Consider the following 16,490-nt stretch of genomic DNA (forward strand, 5'->3'; position numbering starts at 1 on the left):
GACTGCGGGCTTTTTGCTGAGGGGGAAGCGATCAGGCCTCGGGTGCCACCGACCCGTGGCCGGGGCCGCCGAGCGCCGGCGTCTCTGCTGCCGGTTGCTGCTCTTCCTTCTCGTGCCGCGCCGCGATGAACAGGTACATCGCCGGCACCACGAACAGCGTGAACAGCGTGCCGATCGACAACCCGCTGAAGATCACGATGCCCATCGCCTTGCGACCTGCAGCGCCAGCACCCGATGCAATGACCAGCGGCAGCACGCCGAACACCATGGCCGCCGTCGTCATCAGGATCGGGCGCAACCGGGTGCCGGAGGCCTCGACGATGGCGTCGAGCTTGCTCAGGCCCTGCTTCTGCAGGCGGTTCGCCACTTCGACGATCAGGATGCCGTGCTTGCTGATGAGGCCCATCAGCGTGACCAGCCCGACCTGCGTGTAGATGTTCATCGAGGCGAAGCCCCAGAAGATGAAGATCATGGCGCCGAAGAGGGCGAGCGGCACCGACACCAAGATCACCACCGGGTCGCGGAAGCTCTCGAACTGCGCCGCCAGTGCCAGGAACACGATGATCAGCGCAAACACGAAGGTGATGGCGAAGTTGCCCGACTCCTGCACGAACTGGCGCGACTGGCCCGAGTAGTCGACCGTATAGCCGCTCGGTGCCAGCTGCTGCACCACGCCGCGCAGGTACTCCAGCGTTTCGCCCTGCGTGCCGCTGGGCACGCCCTGGATGGTCACGGAGTTGAGCTGCTGGAAGTGGTTCACCGTCTCGGGCTGCACCGTGTACTTCAGGCTCGCGACCGTGCTGGCCGGCACCACGCCGTTGGGCGTCTTGATGTAGAAGTTCAGCACGTCCGAGGGGTTGAGCCGGTCGACCTGCTGCACCTGCGGAATCACCTTGTAGGAGCGGCCCGAGATCGAGAAGTAGTTGACGTAGCCGCCGCCGAGCGCTGCGCCCAGCGCGTTGCCCACGTCCTGCTGCGTGATGCCGAGCGACGCGATCTTGTCTCGGTCGACCACCACGGTGGCCTGCGGCAGGTCGATCTTCAGGTCGGCATCGATGTAGTAGAACTTTCCGTCCGCGCGCGCCTTGTCCATGATCTGCTGCGCGAGCGTGTTCAGGTTCTCGAACGGCTCCGTGGTCTTGATCACGAACTGCACCGGCAGGCCCGAGGCGCCCGGCAGTGCCGGGAACTGGAAGGCCACCACCTTGGCACCGGCAATGCCGTTCCAGCGCTTTTGCAGGTCGGTCTGGATGTCGTGCGCGCTGCGCGTGCGCTCATCCCAGGGCTTGAGCAGCACGCCGGCAATGCCCGCGTTGGTGCTCGGCACGCCGGTGAGCTGGAACAGCTGCGCGTATTCGGGCGTGTCGTGCGCGACCTTGAAGATCTGGTCGGCGTAGGTCTGCATCTGCGTGATGGTGGCCGTGGGCGCACCCACCACCTGCGACAGCACGATGCCCTGGTCTTCTTCGGGGGCCAGCTCCGACTTCGACATCTTGAACATCACGAACAAGAGCCCGATGAGGATGACGCCCATCACGATCATCACCGGCCAGGTGCGCAGCACGCCGCGCAGGATGAGCTGGTAGCGGTGGTGCACGCGCTCGAAGATGTGCTCGATCTTCATCGCGAACTTGCCGCTGTCCTGCTCGGGCTTGAAGATGCGCGAGCACATCATGGGCGACAGCGTGAGCGCCACCACGCCCGACACGACCACCGCCCCTGCGAGCGTGAAGGCGAACTCGGTGAAGAGCGAACCGGTCAGGCCGCCCTGGAAGCCGATGGGCACGTACACCGCCACCAGCACCACGGTCATCGCCAGAATGGGGCCGCCCAGCTCACGCGCCGCGAGCAGCGCGGCCTGCATGGGTGTCTTGCCCTCCCGCATGTGGCGGTCGACGTTCTCGACCACGATGATCGCGTCGTCCACCACCAGGCCGATCGCCAGCACCAGCGCAAGCAGCGTGAGCAGGTTGATCGAGTAACCCAGCACCAGCATCACGAAGAAGGTGCCGATCAGCGACAGCGGCATCGCGATCACCGGCACCAGCACTGCGCGCAGGCTGCCCAGGAAGAGGTAGATCACCACCGTCACGATCAGCAGCGCCTCGACCAGCGTCTTGATCACTTCGCTGATGGAGGTGTTGATGAAGTCGGTGGAGTCGTAGACGATCTTGCCGGTCAGGCCGCTGGGCAGTTGTGCCTGCAGCTCGGGGAAGGTCGTGCGCACCTGCTTGGCCACCTCGAGGATGTTGGCTTCGGGCGCGACCTTGATACCGATGAACACCGAGCGCACGCCGTTGAACGCGACGTTGAAGTCGTAGTTCTCGGAACCCAGCGTGACGGTGGCCACGTCCTGCAACCGCACGATCGCGCCGTTGGCGCTCTTGACCGACAGCTGCTTGAACTCGTCCACGCTGTGCAGCGACGTGCCGGCCGTCAGCGGCACGGTCACCATCTGGCCCTTGCTCGCGCCCACGGCCGCCAGGTAGTTGTTGGCCGACAGCGCCGCGCTCACGTCGGTGGCGGTCACGCCGAAGGCGGCCATTTTTTGCGCATCGAGCCAGGCGCGCAGCGCGAAGGTGCGCGCGCCCAGGATTTCAGCGGTCTGCACGCCGGGAATGGCGTTGAGCTTGGGCTGCACCACGCGCACCAGGAAGTCGGTGACGTTGTTGTTGGGCAGCGTGTCGCTGTAGAAGCCGATGTACATGGCATCGGTGGTCTGGCCCGTGGCGACGGTCAGCACCGGCTGCTGTGCCTGCGGCGGCAACTGGTTGCGCACCGAGTTGACCTGCGTGTTGATCTCGGTCAGCGCGCGGTTCGAGTCGTAGTTCAGCCGCAGGGTGGCGGTGATGGTCGACACGCCCAGGCTGCTGGACGACGACAGGTAGTCGATGCCCTGTGCCTGCGACACGGCGGCTTCGAGCGGCTGCGTGATGAAGCCCGCGACCGTGGCCGCATCGGCGCCGTAGTAGGCGGTGCTGATGGTGACCACGCCGTTCTCGGTCTTCGGGTACTGGTTGACCGGCAGGCCCGAGAGCGCGCGCAGCCCCAGCACCACGATCAGCAGGCTCACCACCATCGCCAGCACGGGCCGGCGGATGAAGATGTCGGTGAAGTTCATGCGATCGGCCTCACTTTTCCTGCGGCGTCGGGTTCGGGCTGTTGGCCGGCTGGACGCTGTTGTCGACGGCGACCGGCGTGCCGTTCTTCAGCTTGTTCTGTCCGCTGCTCACGACCACCTGGCCGGCTTCCAGGCCCTTGACGATGGCGATCTGGTCGCCGCGCGTCGGGCCGGTCTCGACGAAGACCTGCTGCGCCACGAGCTGTTGTCCGCTCGGTGCGTTGTTGTTGGCAGGGGCCGCCGGTGCGGCCGGTGCGCCAGGGGCGGCGGGTGCCGCAGGCGCGGTGGCGGCCTTGAATGCATCGGCCGTCTTCACGACGAACACCGTCGAGCCGTACGGGTTGTAGGTCACGGCGGTGGAGGGCAGCGTGAGCTGTTCCTGCGAGCCGCCGATGTCGATCTTCACGGTGGCGAACATGCCCGGCAGCAGCAATTGCTTCGGGTTCGAGATGGTCGCCTCGACCTGCACGTTGCGCGTGGTGGCGTCCACCTTCGGGCTGATCGCGTTGATCTTGCCGGTGAAGGCCTGGCCGGGGAAAGTGTCGACCGAGAGGTTGACCACCTGGCCGACCGCCAGCCCGGAGAGCTGCTGCTGCGGCAGCGTGAAGTCGACGTAGATCGGGTCGAGCGTCTGCAGCGTGACCAGCTTGTCGCCCGCATTCACGTACTGGCCGGGGTTCAGCGTGGTGATGCCCAGGCGGCCCGAGAAGGGCGCGCGGATCGACTTCTTGGCCACCACGGCGGCCTGCTGCTCGACCTGCGCGCGCTTGGCCTTCAGGTCGTTCGTGTCGGCGTCGATCTGCGCCTGGCTCACGGCCTGCACCGCGAGCTGCGCCTGGTCGCGCTTGAGCACGATGGCGGCTTGCGCGGCGGCGGCTTCGGCGGAATGCAGCAGGGCGATGTCGGAGTCGGCGTTCAGCTCGACCAGCAGCGCGCCGGCCTTCACGTCCTGCCCGGACTTGAAGTGCACGTTGCGCACCAGTCCAGCCACTTCGGTGCTGAGGTCGGCGCCACGCACCGGGTTCAGCGTGCCGACCGCGGCGAACTGCGATTGCCAGTTCAGCTTCTGCACCTGCACCGTCGACACGGTCTGCGGGGCGGGCTTGGGCACGGCGGCAATCAACGCGCGGATCTGCAGGAACTTGCCGAGCGCCAGGGCGGCGACCAGCAGCAGCACGCAGCCGATCATGATGATCATTCTCCGGGTCATGGGTAGGCTTCTCTTCGAGTTATGGATGAAGGGGTGTGGTGCTGCGGCATGGCGAGGTCATGCCGCAGCGGGGTTCAGTTCTGCGCCGGTGCCGCTGCGGGCGTGGCGCCGGCGGCCGGGGCGATGGACGCGTTGGCGAGTTCTCCACGGTTCCACCAGCCGCCGCCCAGGGCCTGGAAGAGGGCGGCCGTGTCGGCATAGCGCGCGGCCTGGGCCTGCACCAGCGCGGTGTGCGTCTGGAGCCAGGCCTGCTGCGCGGTCAGGAGCTGCACGTAGCTGACGGCGCCGGCGCGAAACTGCGTCGTCGTCAGGTCGAGCGATTGCCGGGCCAGCGATTCGGCCGTGGCCTGGGTCTGCAGCGCGGTGGCGTCGAGTTCGAGCGCACGCAAGGCATCGGCCACGTTCTGGAAGGCGCCGAGCACGGTGTTGCGGTACTGCGCAGCCGCCGAGTCGTATGCGGCCTCTGCCGCGCGTTTCTGCGCCCGCAATGCGCCGCCATTGAAGAGCGGCTGCGTGAGCCCGGCACCGACGCTCCACAAGGTGGTCGGGCCGCTGAACAGGTCGCGTGCGCGCGTCGCGCTGTTGCCGTAGCTGCCCGAGAGCTGGATCTGCGGATAGAGGTTGGCGGTGGCCACGCCGACGGCGGCGCTGGCTTGGTGCAGCTGTGCTTCGCTGGCGCGCACGTCGGGCCGCTGGCGGGCCAGCTCCGACGGCAGCGAGAGCGGCACGGCCTGCGGCAGCGTGAGGCTCGACAGGTCGAATTCGGGCAGGCCCGCTTCGGAGGGCAGGCGCCCCGCGAACACCGCGAGCTGATGGCGCGTTTGTGCGAGCGACTTCTCGATGGGGGGCAGGGTGGCTTGCGTCTGCGCGACCTGCGTGCGTTGCTGCAGCACGATCGACTTGGGAATGGCGCCGGTGTCGAACTGCTTTTCGATCACGCTCAATTGCTCGCGCTGTGCCTGCAGCACTTCGCGCGTGGCCTGCAGCTGCGCCCGCAGCGAGGCTTCGCGGATGGCCGTGGTCACGAGGTTCGCGGTCAGCGTGAGGTAGACCGCCTCGACCTGGTAGCGCTGCGCCTCGACGGCGGCCTGCGCGCCTTCGACCTGGCGGCGCGCGCCGCCGAACACGTCGAGGTTGTAGCTGACGTTGATCGACGCGTTGTAAAGAGAAAGCAGTTGCCCGCCTGGCACCTGGGTGGTGACCTGCGATGCCCGCTCGCGCTGCGCACCGAGCTGCGCACTGACCTGCGGCCACAGCAGGTTGCCGGACTTCGCTTCGTAGGTGGCTTCGGCTTCGCGCAGCGCGGCCTGTGCGGATGCGAGCGTGGGGCTCTGCGCGAGCGAGGCGCGAATCAGCTGGTCGAGCGGCTCCGAGCGGAACACCTCCCACCACTGCGCGGGAATGTCGCGGCCCGCCAGCAGCTCTTGCGACTGGCCGCCCGGCACCGGCGCCTGCGCCGTTCGCGGGGGCATGGGGGCGGGCGTGTAGTCGGCGCCCTTGGCGGCGGCCGGCAGATCGGGCGTCGCGAAGTCGGGACCGACCGCACAGGCGCTCAGGAACAGGGCCGCGCCGAGCACGGCACCATGAGCGGGCCACCCCGGCCGCCGGCGCGCGATGGCCGCGCGCGACGAACTGAGGTGATCCTCCAACGCATTGTTTTCTTGATGGGGCATGGGGCAGCGTTTGTACACCCGGAAAGGCCGGGGTAACTGACTTTCCTGAAATGTCGCTGCACGCGCGCCACGACGCAAGAGCGGTGCGACGAAATTGGTACTACAAGGCGCGAAAAGCGCGGGCATGGCGCGAAGTGCACTGGCTGCGAAAACCTCTTTTCTTTTCGCCGGAGTCGAATCTGTTCCGGGCGGGGGCCCGTATGGATGACAGCCGCCGCGATTCTGCAGCGGTCCATTCAACCAGGAGCATCTCCATGCAAAGAACATTCCATCGCCTCGCCGGCATGACCCTTGCCATCGCGATTTCCGTCGGTGCCGTCTCGGCCATGGCCGCTTCCGTCATGGTGGGCGGCGCGCCGATGCTACCGACCAAGGACATCATCGACAACGCCGTCAACTCCAAGGACCACACCACGCTGGTCGCTGCCGTCAAGGCCGCGGGGCTGGTCGATACGCTGAAGGGCCCGGGTCCGTTCACCGTGTTCGCTCCGACCAACGAAGCCTTCGCCGCGCTGCCCGCCGGCACTGTCGACACGCTGCTCAAGCCCGAGAGCAAGGACGCGTTGACCGGCGTGCTGACGTATCACGTCGTGGCCGGCAAGCTCGATGCAGCCGAGCTGAAGAAAGAGATCAAGGCAGGCAAGGGCTCGGCTGAACTCAAGACCGTGGCGGGCGGCCTGCTGCTTGCCAAGGAGAAGGGCGGCAAGATCACGATCACTGACGAGAAGGGCGGTACGGCCACGGTGACCATTCCCAATGTCTACCAGTCGAACGGTGTGATCCACGTGGTCAACAAGGTCCTGCTGCCGAAGTAATTTCAGCAGTCCTCGTCTTCTTCCAGAAACACCGAGGAACCGGCTTCGCCGGGCTTCAGGTGTCGCCCCCCGATAGAGGGTTGGCGCAGCGACATGAAGTGCGCGCAGCCTGGGGGCGAGCAACAAGCCCTAAAAAAACAGCCCGCACAAGGCGGGCTGGAAGGTGACCTGCTGGAGGAGGGAGGATCAGAGAGTGCAGGCCACAGGGAGAGCCATGACTATCTCTTTTGAACCTGCCCGCAACCTGACCTTTTGCCCCCGTGCGAAGGTGAAGAAATGTGAAGATGCGCGAGGGCCTCAGTCTTCGTCTTCCCACTTTCCGATGACGGTGCCGAGCACGGTGAACTTGGTGCGGATCGGCTCGTGCTTCGGGTTCAGCGGCAGCAGCCAAGTGCGATCGTCCTGCTGCTTGAATTCCTTGAAGGTGATCAGGTTGCCCTCTTCGAGCCGGGCGATGACGCGCTCGCCATCGTCCGGAGTCTTGAGGTTGGTGTCGACGAAGATGATCGAGCCTTCGGGGTAACTCTTCAACTCGCCGCTCTGCGCGGTCATGCTGTCGCCTTGCACCCGCAGCGCATAGGTATCGGGGCTGTGATGGGCGACGCAGGGAATCCAGCGGTCGGTGGTCAGCGCGCTGGTCTTTTCCCACTTGGCGACCTGCGACCATGAAATGAGCGGCACGGTGTCCGGTGTACCGGGCGCAAAGCACGGCACTTCCGGCGGCACGCGCACGACGCGGTAAAGGGCCGCGGGCTCGTTGACGCTGTTCTGCGACTTGCGGATCTGCACTGGGTCCCAGGGCGCCGGGCCATCGCCCGTATCGAGCCAGTTGGGGTCGGCGCGGTAGACGCGCGCCAGCGCCAGCAGGCCGATGGTGCGCGTGGTGTCGCCACGTTCGATCTTCGAGATGCTCGCCTGCTTGACGCCGGAGGCGGCCTCAGCTTGGCGCTGAGTCATCTTCGCGTACTTGCGGGCGGCCTTGGCGCGTGTGGCAATAGTCTCCATGGACTGAAGATTTAAGCCTATGTGAATATTACCTTTAAACTGAGAAATATAAAAAAGGGAGTGTTTGTCATGAAGCCACGTGAATTGGTGTTGGCGCTGAGGGCCATGGGGCTCACGCAAAAGCAGATACAGGAACGAACCGGAATCCCGCAGCCCACGGTCAGCAAGATCGGGCTGGGGCGGGTCAACGACGTGATGTCGCGCCACTATCTGGCGCTGTTGCACGCCCACGAGCAGGCGGTGAAAGAGGCGACCATCCGGCCGGCGCCCTTTGCCTGGCCACGCCTTCATGAATGAACGGTGCGCAGGCCCTCGCTGCCGGGCCTTTGGCTCGACCGCGCACTGTGCGCGCTGCTGGCGTTGCTGTCCCTCGCGACGCTGATCTACGGGCTTCTGGCGGCGCGCCACGGCGTTGCCGGCGGTGGCGCCTTCGGGCTGATCGGCGCGCTGGGCGCGGCGATGGTGCTGTTCGACAGCGAGGCGCTCAGGCGCTCGCGTGCGCTTCGGGCGGCGCGAGAGCGAGAGTGGCGCTGACGCGCACGCAGTCCTTGATGTGCTGTTCGCCCAGGGCGCGCAGCGCCGCATAGCCGAGTGCGGCAGACACGATCTGCCCGGCAATCGGCACGTACTTGGTCGCCTGCTTGGCCGTGAGGCGCACGCCCGCGTGCTTGGCCAGCCGGATCAGCAGGTCGCGCGTGACCAGCCGCCCGACCAGCAGTGCGCCCACCGTGGTGGCCGCCTTCTGGATGCGCTCGCGCTGGTGCGGCGCGAGCCTTTCGACCTGGGTGACCGAGAGCCCGAACTCGGCACTGATCTGCGGCACCAGCCGCGAGAGCAGGGCCGCGTCGGCCGCCCAGTCGATGCCGGGCAGCGGTACCGCGCTGGCGGCGGCCGCCATCAGGGCCTTGCGGCCGATCAGGCGGCGGCTGCGGTGGACCGCCGCAATCAGCTTTTCGTCGCCTTGGGCGAGTTCGATGGCAGACGGCATGCGGGGTCCTTTTTCTGCCGCGTCAGGCGGCCAATGCTTCCAGTTGATCCGAAAGGGCCAGCCAGCGTTCTTCGAGGCGGCCGATTTCGTCGTTGATCGCCTTCAGGCGCTTGCCCGCTTCGGCGATCTCGGCCGGTGGCAGCGGCTGTGCCAGCCGTTCCTCGAGCGCGGTGCGCTCGGTGCCGGCCGCGGCCAGGCGTTCGTCGATCTGGGCGATCTCGCGCTTGATCGGCTTGGCCTGGTCGTTGCGCTGCTGGCGCTCCTGGGCGTCCTGCTTGCGCTGCTGCGGTGCTGCTGCCGCAACCGGCGCGGCGGCAGCAGCGGCCGCGGCGGTCTCGGCCTCGCGCACCGCGACCTTCGCCTCTTCGCGCAGGCGCTTGGCCTCGTCGAGCAGGTAGCGCTGGTAGTCGTCGAGGTCGCCATCGAAGTCGCCGACCACGCCTCGGCCCACCAGCCAGAACTCGTCGCACACCGAGCGCAGCAGGGCACGGTCGTGGCTCACCAGCATCAGCGTGCCCTCGAACTCGTTGAGCGCCACGGCCAGGGCCTCGCGGGTGGCCAGGTCCAGGTGGTTGGTGGGCTCGTCCAGCAGCAGCAGGTTGGGGCGCTGCCACACCATCATCGCGAGCACGAGGCGGGCCTTTTCGCCGCCGCTCATGGTGCCTACAGGCTGCTTGACCATGTCGCCGCTGAAGTTGAAGCTGCCCAGGTAGCCGCGCAGCGCCTGTTCGCCGGAGGGCTCCTTGGCGTTGCCGCCCATCTCGCGCGCCAGGCGCACCATGTGTTCGAGCGGGTTGCTGCCGGGGTGCAGCACGTCGAGCTCCTGCTGCGCGAAGTAGCCGATGTTCAGGCCCTTGCCCTCGGTGACCTGGCCCGCCAGCGCGCCCATTTCGCGCGCGATGGTCTTCACCAGCGTCGACTTGCCCTGGCCATTGGCCCCCAGGATGCCGATGCGCTGGCCCGCCAGCACCGAGCGGTTGACGCCGCGCAGGATGGTCTTGGGCTCTTCGTTCTCGACAACGTAGCCGAAGCTCGCGTTGCTGATCGACAGCATCGGATTCGGAATGTTGCCCGGCTCCTTGAACTCGAAGCTGAAGTCGGCTTCGGCCAGCAGCGGCGCCACCCGTTCCATGCGCTCCAGCGCCTTGACCCGGCTTTGCGCCTGCTTGGCCTTGCTGGCCTTGGCCTTGAAGCGGTCGATGAACTTCTGCAGGTGGGCGATCTTGTCCTGCTGCTTGGCGAAGGCCTGCTGCTGCTGCTCCATCTGCAGCGCGCGCATGTCCTCGAACTTGCTGTAGTTGCCGCCGTAGCGCGTGAGCTGGGCATTGGCGATGTGCAGGGTGACGTCGGTCACGGCATCGAGGAACTCGCGGTCGTGGCTGATGACGATCATGGTTCCTGGGTACTTCTGCAGCCAGGCTTCGAGCCAGACGAGCGCGTCCAGGTCCAGGTGGTTGGTGGGTTCGTCGAGCAGCAGCAGGTCGCTCGGGCACATCAGCGCGCGGGCCAACTGCAGGCGCATGCGCCAGCCGCCCGAGAAGCTGTTGACGGGCTGGTCGAGCTCGTGCGACTTGAAGCCCAGCCCCAGGATCAGCGCCTGTGCGCGCGGCACGGCGTCGTGCTCGCCGGCATCGGCCAGGTCGGTGTAGGCGTGGGCCAGCTCCATGCCGATGTCGGCATCGTCGGGGTTCTCGGCGTAGGCGGCCTCGATGGCGGCCAGCGACTCGCGCAGCTCGGTCAGGCGGGTGTCGCCGCCCACCACGAAGTCGGTGGCCGACTCCTCGGTTTCGGGCATGTTCTGCGCCACCTGGGCCATGCGCCACTGCTTGGGCACCGAGAAATCGCCGCCGTCTTCGTGCAGCGTGCCGTTGAGCAGGGCGAACAGGGTCGACTTGCCGGCGCCGTTGCGGCCCACCAGCCCGACCTTCTCGCCGGGGTTGAGGGTGACGGTGGCGCCGTCGAGCAGAACCTTGGCGCTGCGGCGAAGAATGACGTTTTTGAGAGTAATCATGAAATAGGAACCGTAGGGGCGATTATCCCGTCCGGCCCTTGGCGGCCTGGCGCGAAGGGGCAAATGGGGACATCACCCGATGAAGGGGAGCGCAGCAGTGGCTGCGAAATCCGGCCCGATGGCCGGCTGAAAAAAGAGGCTTGGGCGGGCGCAGCTAACGCACGCCGGCACCGGCCACCGTCATGGCCGCGTGAGCGACGCGAGTGCCGCCCGGGTCACGAGCAGGACCTGGTCTTCGCCTGCCGAGGTTTCGAGCCACACCACTTCGAGCTGCGGAAACGCAGCCTCGAAGTAATCGCGTTCGTTGCCGATCTCCAGCACCAGCACCGCCTGCTCGCTCATGCGCGAGGGAGCGTCGGCGAACAGCCGGCGCACGAAATCCATGCCATCGACGCCACCGGCCAGCGCGAGCTCGGGCTCGGCGCGGTATTCGGCGGGCAGGGCGGCCATGCTCGCGCTGTTCACGTAGGGCGGGTTGCACAGCACCAGGTCGTAGGGGCCGGCCAGCTTGGCCAGGCCATCGGATTCGACCAGCTTCACGCGCGCATCGAGCTCGTGCCGGGTGACGTTGATGGCTGCCACTTCGAGCGCCTCGACCGAGAGGTCGGCCGCGTCCACGGTGACGTCCGGATAGGTCAGGGCTGCGATGACGGCCAGGCTGCCGTTGCCGGTGCACAGGTCGAGCACGCGCTGCGTGTGCGGGCCGAGCCAGTAGTCGATGCTGCCATCGGCGATCAGTTCGGCAATGAAGCTGCGCGGCACGATGGCGCGCTCGTCCACGTAGAAAGACACGCCCTGCAGCCAGGCCTCTTTCGTGAGATAGGCGGCGGGCTTGCGCGTGGCGATGCGCTCGTCGATCAGCGCGACGACCTTGCCGGCGTCGGCCGGCGACACGGGCCTGTCGGCCACCGCGTCGATGTCGTCCAGCGGCAGCTTCAGGCGCCACAGCACCAGCCAGGCGGCCTCGTCGAAGGCATTGGCCGTGCCGTGGCCGAAAGCCACGCCGGCGTCGGTCAGGTGCTGGGCGCCGGCTTCGATCAGCTCGATGACGGTGCTCATCGGGCGAGCGCGGCGTCGAGCTGCTTGAGCGTGCGCACGTAGATGTTCTTGAGCGTCTCGATCTCGGCCACGTCGATGTGCTCGTCGATCTTGTGGATGCTGGCGTTCACCGGGCCCAGTTCGACCACCTGCTTGCAGATCTTGGCGATGAAGCGCGCGTCGCTGGTGCCGCCGCTGGTCGACAGCTCGGTCTCGATGCCGGTTTCTTCGCGGATGGCGCCTTGCACCGCCACCACCAGTTCGCCGGGCGTGGTCAAAAAGGGCAGGCCACCGACGGTCCAGGCCAGCGTGTAGTCGAGGCCATGCGCGTCGAGCACCGAATGCACGCGCTGCTGCAGCGACTCGGGCGTGGACTCGGTCGAGAAACGGAAGTTGAAGTCGATCACCGCGCTGCCCGGAATCACGTTGCTGGCGCCGGTGCCCGAATGGAAATTGCTGATCTGCCAGCTGGTCGGCTGGAAGTAGGGGTTGCTCGCGGCATCCCAGCCGCCGGCGGCGTTGATGGCCACCAGTTCGGCCAGCGCGGGCGCCACTGCATGCACCGGGTTCTTCGCCAGGTGCGGGTAGGCGATGTGGCCCTGCACGCCCTTGACCGTGAGCTTGCCGCTCATGGTGCCGCGGCGGCCGTTCTTGATCATGTCGCCGCAACGCTCGACGGCCGTGGGCTCGCCGACGATGCAGTAGTCGATGACCTCGCCGCGCGCGGCCAGCGCATTGCAGACGATGACGGTGCCGTCGACGCCGGGGCCTTCTTCATCGCTGGTGAGCAGCAGGGCCAGCGTGAGCCTGGGCTCGGGCGTGGCCTGCAGGAATTCTTCGATGGAGGTCACGAAGGCGGCCACCGAGGTCTTCATGTCGCAGGCGCCGCGGCCGTAGAGCTTGCCGTCGCGGTGCGTGGGCGTGAACGGGTGGCTGGTCCATTGCTCGACCGGGCCGGTGGGCACCACGTCGGTGTGGCCGGCGAACACCAGCGTCTTCGTCGCGGCAGTTCCGGCCGGGCGGCGCACCGCCCACAGGTTGGTCACGCGAAAGTCGGCCGGGCCGCTTTCGATGGTTTCCAGCGTGAAACCCAGTTGCGCCAGCCGCTCGCCGAGGATCTGTTGGCAGCCCGCGTCGTCAGGGGTGACCGAGGGGCGCGAGATGAGTTGTTCGGCGAGCTGGAGCGTGCGGGACATCGGAGAAAAGCCGGAAAGGCTGGGTTCAGAACTTCACGTCGAGCGTGATGTCGGTAAAGGTGGGCTCGTCGACCTGGTCCGTGAGGTTGCGGTCGTCGGCTTGCGTCTTGGGGGCGGCGCGGTTCTGCAGGCGCCACAGCAGATTGGTGGGCGAGTCGGACTGGGCCAGGCCTTCTTCGCGCGTCACGCGCTCTTCGATGATGAGGCGCGCGATGTCTTCCTCGAAGGTCTGCGAGCCTTCGGCCATCGATTGCACCATGGCCTCTTTGACGGCGGAAAAGTCGCCCCTTTCGATCAGCTCGGCCACCAGCGCGGTGTTGAGCATGACTTCGAGCGCCGGCACGCGGGCGCCGGCCGGCGTGCGCAGCAGCCGCTGCGACACCACGGCACGCAGCGCCGAGCCGAGGTCGCCCAGCATCGTGGGACGCACTTCGACGGGGTAGAAACTCAAAATGCGGTTCAGCGCGTGGTAGCTGTTGTTGGCGTGCAGCGTGCTCACGCAGAGGTGGCCCGACTGCGCATAGGCAATCGCGGCGCTCATGGTTTCGCGGTCGCGGATTTCGCCGATCTGGATCACGTCGGGCGCCTGGCGCAACGCGTTCTTGAGCGCAACCTGCAGCGAGGCGGTGTCGCTGCCCACGTCGCGCTGGTTCACCAGCGACTTCTTGTTGGTGTAGGTGAACTCGATCGGCTCTTCGACCGTGAGGATGTGGCCGCTGGCGTTTTCGTTGCGGTAGTCGAGCATCGAGGCCAGCGTGGTCGTCTTGCCCGCGCCAGTGGCGCCCACCATCAGGATCAGCCCGCGCTTTTCCATGATGAGCGTCTTGAGGATGTCGGGCAGGTTCAGGTCGGCAAAGCTCGGAATCTTCGAGGCGATGTGCCGCACCACCACCGCGTAGCTGCCGCGCTGGCGCATGGCGCTGATGCGGTAGTTTCCCGCGCCTTCGAGGGCGATGGCCACGTTCAGCTCGCCCGTGCTTTCCAGCTCCTGGATGCGCGCGGCGGGCACCACCTCGGCCAGCAGCGCGAGCGGCGCCGCGGGCGGCAGCACCTGCGCGTTGATGGGCACGCAGTTGCCGTTGATCCGGATCTGCACCGGAGAGTGGGCCGAGAGGTAGATGTCGGAGGCCTTGCGCTCGGCCATCAAACGAAGAATTCGCTCCATCATGTTCATCGGTCTCTCTCCTCGGGTGCTGTTTTTCTAAGGGGAAGGATCAGTCGTGGCGCAAGGCCGGCTGCGATCAGTCGCGCAGCAGGTCGTTCAGGCTGGTCTTGGAGCGCGTCTGTGCATCGACCGTCTTGACGATGATCGCGGCGTAGGTGCTGTAGTCCTGGCCCGACTTGGTCTTCTTGGGCAGGTTGCCGCTGATGACGACGCTGCCCGACGGCACGCGGCCGTAGGTGGTTTCGCCGGTTTCGCGGTTGAAGATCGGCGTGCTCTGGCCGAGGTACACGCCCATGCCGAGCACCGAGTTTTCTTCGACCACGACGCCTTCGACCACTTCGGAGCGTGCGCCGATGAAGCAGTTGTCTTCGATGATGGTGGGGCCGGCCTGCAGCGGCTCGAGCACGCCGCCGATGCCGACGCCGCCCGACAGGTGCACGTTGGCGCCGATCTGTGCGCACGAACCCACGGTGGCCCAGGTGTCGACCATGGTGCCTTCGCCCACGTAGGCGCCGATGTTCACGTACGAGGGCATCAGGATCGCGCCCTTGGCGATGAAGCTGCCGCGGCGGGCCACGGCCGGCGGCACGATGCGCACGCCCGATTCCTTCAGCTCGCCGGCCGACAGGTGCGAGAACTTGGTCGCGACCTTGTCGTAGAAGCCGAGCGAGCCGGCTTGCATCTGTTCGTTGTCCTTCAGGCGGAACGACAGCAGCACGGCCTTCTTGATCCACTGGTGCACGGTCCACTTGCCGACGCTTTCGCGGGTGGCCACGCGCAGCTTGCCGTTGTTGAGCTCGGTGATCACGTGCTCGACGGCATCGCGCACTTCGGCGGGGGCGGCGGCGGGCGAGATGTTGGCGCGGTCTTCCCACGCGGCGTCGATGATCTGTTGCAGTTGCTGTGTCATGGAGAAAGTCTCGGGTGAAAAATGGGGCAGGGAAGCGGGGCGAAGGGTCAGCGGCGGCCGTCTTTGACGAAGCGGACGATCCGTTCGGCGGCTTCGACGCATTCGGCCGTTTCGGCCACCAGCGCCATGCGGATGCGGCCTCTACCAGGGTTCGCGGGATTGGCGCCGTGCGCCGTATCGCGGGCCAGATAGCTCCCCGGCAAAACCGTCACATTGTATTGAGCGTAGAGCGCGCGGGCGAAGGCTTCGTCGTCGCCAGCCCACACTTCGGGCACGCCGGCCCAGAGGTAGAAACTGGCGTCGGGCAGGCGCACGTCGAGCACCGGTTCGAGCAAGGGCGTGACGGCCGCGAACTTGGCGCGGTACTTGGCGCGGTTCTCGATCACGTGCGCTTCGTCGCCCCAGGCCGCGATGCTGGCGGCCGCCACGGTGCCGCTCATGGCGCTGCCGTGGTAGGTGCGGTAAAGCAGAAACTTCTTGATGATGGCCGCGTCGCCGGCCACGAAGCCGCTGCGCAGGCCGGGCACGTTGCTGCGCTTGGACAGCGAGGTGAGGGCGATCAGGTTCTTGAAATCCGGCCGGCCGAGCTTCACCGAAGCTTCGAGGCCGCTGAGCGGGGGCTCGTCGCGGAAGTAGATCTCGCTGTAGCACTCGTCGGCTGCGATCACGAAGCCGTGGCGGTCGGACAGGTCGAAGAGCTTCTTCCACTCGTCCAAGGCCATCACGGCACCCGTGGGGTTGCCCGGCGAGCAGACGAACACCAGTTGCGTGCGGGCCCAGATGGCCTCGGGCACGCTGTCCCAGTCGACCGCGAAGTTGCGCGACGGCACGCTGGGCACGTAGTACGGCTCGGCGCCCGAGAGCAGCGCGGCACCCTCGTAGATTTGATAGAACGGGTTGGGCGACATCACCACCGGCTGTGGCGAAACGGTGGCGTCCACCACCGTCTGGGCGAGCGAGAACAGCGCCTCGCGCGAGCCGTTCACGGGCAGCACCTGCGTGGCCGGATCGAGCGCGAGGCTGTAGCGGGTCTTCAGCCAATCGGTGAAGGCGGTGCGCAGCTTCAGATCGCCTGCGGTGGCGGGGTAGGCGGCCAGCGAGCCGAGGCTGGCGCTCAATGCTTCCTTGATGAAGGGCGGCGTCGCGTGCTTGGGCTCGCCGATGCCCAGGCTGATGGCCGGGAACTCGGGGTTGGGCGTGACGCCCGCGAACAGTTGCTTCAGCCGCTCGAAGGGATAGGGCTGCAACCTGGAAAGCAAGGGATTCATGCCCGGGATTATCGGTGACACCTGTTACCGCTCCCGGCGAAGCGGCTACTGACAAATGTCAGCGCCGTGGCCCCGACCACCAGCCGACCA

The 16,490-nt window shown here is 66.8% G+C and carries 14 protein-coding genes; 3 read left to right on the plus strand and 11 right to left on the minus strand.

The window, feature by feature from the left end:
* Positions 1-31: 31 nt before the first annotated feature.
* The 3 genes from ACGLHS_RS05700 to ACGLHS_RS05710 form a co-directional block, all read right to left on the minus strand.
* Complete coding sequence (locus ACGLHS_RS05700) at positions 32-3,121, minus strand: efflux RND transporter permease subunit (protein WP_093239499.1); 3,090 nt, start codon at positions 3,119-3,121, stop codon at positions 32-34.
* Positions 3,122-3,131: 10 nt separating this feature from the next.
* A complete protein-coding gene (locus ACGLHS_RS05705) occupies positions 3,132-4,331 on the minus strand; it encodes an efflux RND transporter periplasmic adaptor subunit (RefSeq protein ID WP_394477643.1) in 1,200 nt (399 codons plus the stop codon).
* A gap of 74 nt (positions 4,332-4,405) precedes the next feature.
* Complete coding sequence (locus ACGLHS_RS05710; protein WP_394477645.1) at positions 4,406-6,004, minus strand: efflux transporter outer membrane subunit; 1,599 nt, start codon at positions 6,002-6,004, stop codon at positions 4,406-4,408.
* Between the two features lie 254 nt (positions 6,005-6,258).
* On the opposite strand from ACGLHS_RS05710, the gene ACGLHS_RS05715 reads away from it, so the two are divergent.
* The gene (locus ACGLHS_RS05715) at positions 6,259-6,819 is read left to right on the plus strand and encodes a fasciclin domain-containing protein (protein WP_394477648.1); all 561 of its coding nucleotides are present in this window, start codon (positions 6,259-6,261) and stop codon (positions 6,817-6,819) included.
* A gap of 297 nt (positions 6,820-7,116) precedes the next feature.
* Here ACGLHS_RS05715 and ACGLHS_RS05720 read toward each other — a convergent pair whose 3' ends face one another.
* A complete protein-coding gene (locus ACGLHS_RS05720; RefSeq protein ID WP_093239503.1) occupies positions 7,117-7,824 on the minus strand; it encodes an XRE family transcriptional regulator in 708 nt (235 codons plus the stop codon).
* Between the two features lie 69 nt (positions 7,825-7,893).
* Here ACGLHS_RS05720 and ACGLHS_RS05725 point away from each other — a divergent pair, with 69 nt between their 5' ends.
* Positions 7,894-8,121 (plus strand): helix-turn-helix domain-containing protein, encoded by a 228-nt coding sequence (locus tag ACGLHS_RS05725; protein ID WP_093239504.1) that lies wholly within the window; start codon positions 7,894-7,896, stop codon positions 8,119-8,121.
* Between the two features lie 3 nt (positions 8,122-8,124).
* Entirely contained in the window at positions 8,125-8,358 is a 234-nt protein-coding gene (locus ACGLHS_RS05730) for a hypothetical protein (protein ID WP_394477652.1), read from the plus strand.
* Here ACGLHS_RS05730 and ACGLHS_RS05735 read toward each other — a convergent pair.
* The 7 genes from ACGLHS_RS05735 to dapC form a co-directional block, all read right to left on the minus strand.
* Positions 8,309-8,812 (minus strand): hypothetical protein, encoded by a 504-nt coding sequence (locus ACGLHS_RS05735; protein ID WP_093239507.1) that lies wholly within the window; start codon positions 8,810-8,812, stop codon positions 8,309-8,311. The genes ACGLHS_RS05730 and ACGLHS_RS05735 overlap by 50 nt on opposite strands.
* A 22-nt stretch (positions 8,813-8,834) precedes the next feature.
* Positions 8,835-10,823, minus strand: a complete 1,989-nt coding sequence (locus ACGLHS_RS05740; protein ID WP_394477655.1) for an ABC-F family ATP-binding cassette domain-containing protein — start codon at positions 10,821-10,823, stop codon at positions 8,835-8,837.
* Positions 10,824-11,003: 180 nt separating this feature from the next.
* Positions 11,004-11,882, minus strand: a complete 879-nt coding sequence (gene prmB / locus ACGLHS_RS05745) for a 50S ribosomal protein L3 N(5)-glutamine methyltransferase (protein ID WP_394477657.1) — start codon at positions 11,880-11,882, stop codon at positions 11,004-11,006.
* Complete coding sequence (gene dapE, locus ACGLHS_RS05750; protein ID WP_394477659.1) at positions 11,879-13,057, minus strand: succinyl-diaminopimelate desuccinylase; 1,179 nt, start codon at positions 13,055-13,057, stop codon at positions 11,879-11,881. Before dapE ends, prmB begins: the two co-directional genes overlap by 4 nt.
* A 25-nt stretch (positions 13,058-13,082) precedes the next feature.
* Entirely contained in the window at positions 13,083-14,231 is a 1,149-nt protein-coding gene (locus ACGLHS_RS05755; RefSeq protein WP_394477661.1) for a PilT/PilU family type 4a pilus ATPase, read from the minus strand.
* A 67-nt stretch (positions 14,232-14,298) separates the two neighbouring features.
* The gene (gene dapD / locus ACGLHS_RS05760) at positions 14,299-15,132 is read right to left on the minus strand and encodes a 2,3,4,5-tetrahydropyridine-2,6-dicarboxylate N-succinyltransferase (protein WP_093239514.1); all 834 of its coding nucleotides are present in this window, start codon (positions 15,130-15,132) and stop codon (positions 14,299-14,301) included.
* 47 nt (positions 15,133-15,179) lie between these two features.
* Entirely contained in the window at positions 15,180-16,400 is a 1,221-nt protein-coding gene (gene dapC, locus ACGLHS_RS05765; protein WP_394477664.1) for a succinyldiaminopimelate transaminase, read from the minus strand.
* Positions 16,401-16,490: the final 90 nt, after the last annotated feature.

Origin of the sequence: Variovorax sp. VaC1, from assembly GCF_043658315.1 — a bacterium.
In the GTDB taxonomy this organism is placed as follows: Bacteria; Pseudomonadota; Gammaproteobacteria; order Burkholderiales; family Burkholderiaceae_C; genus Variovorax.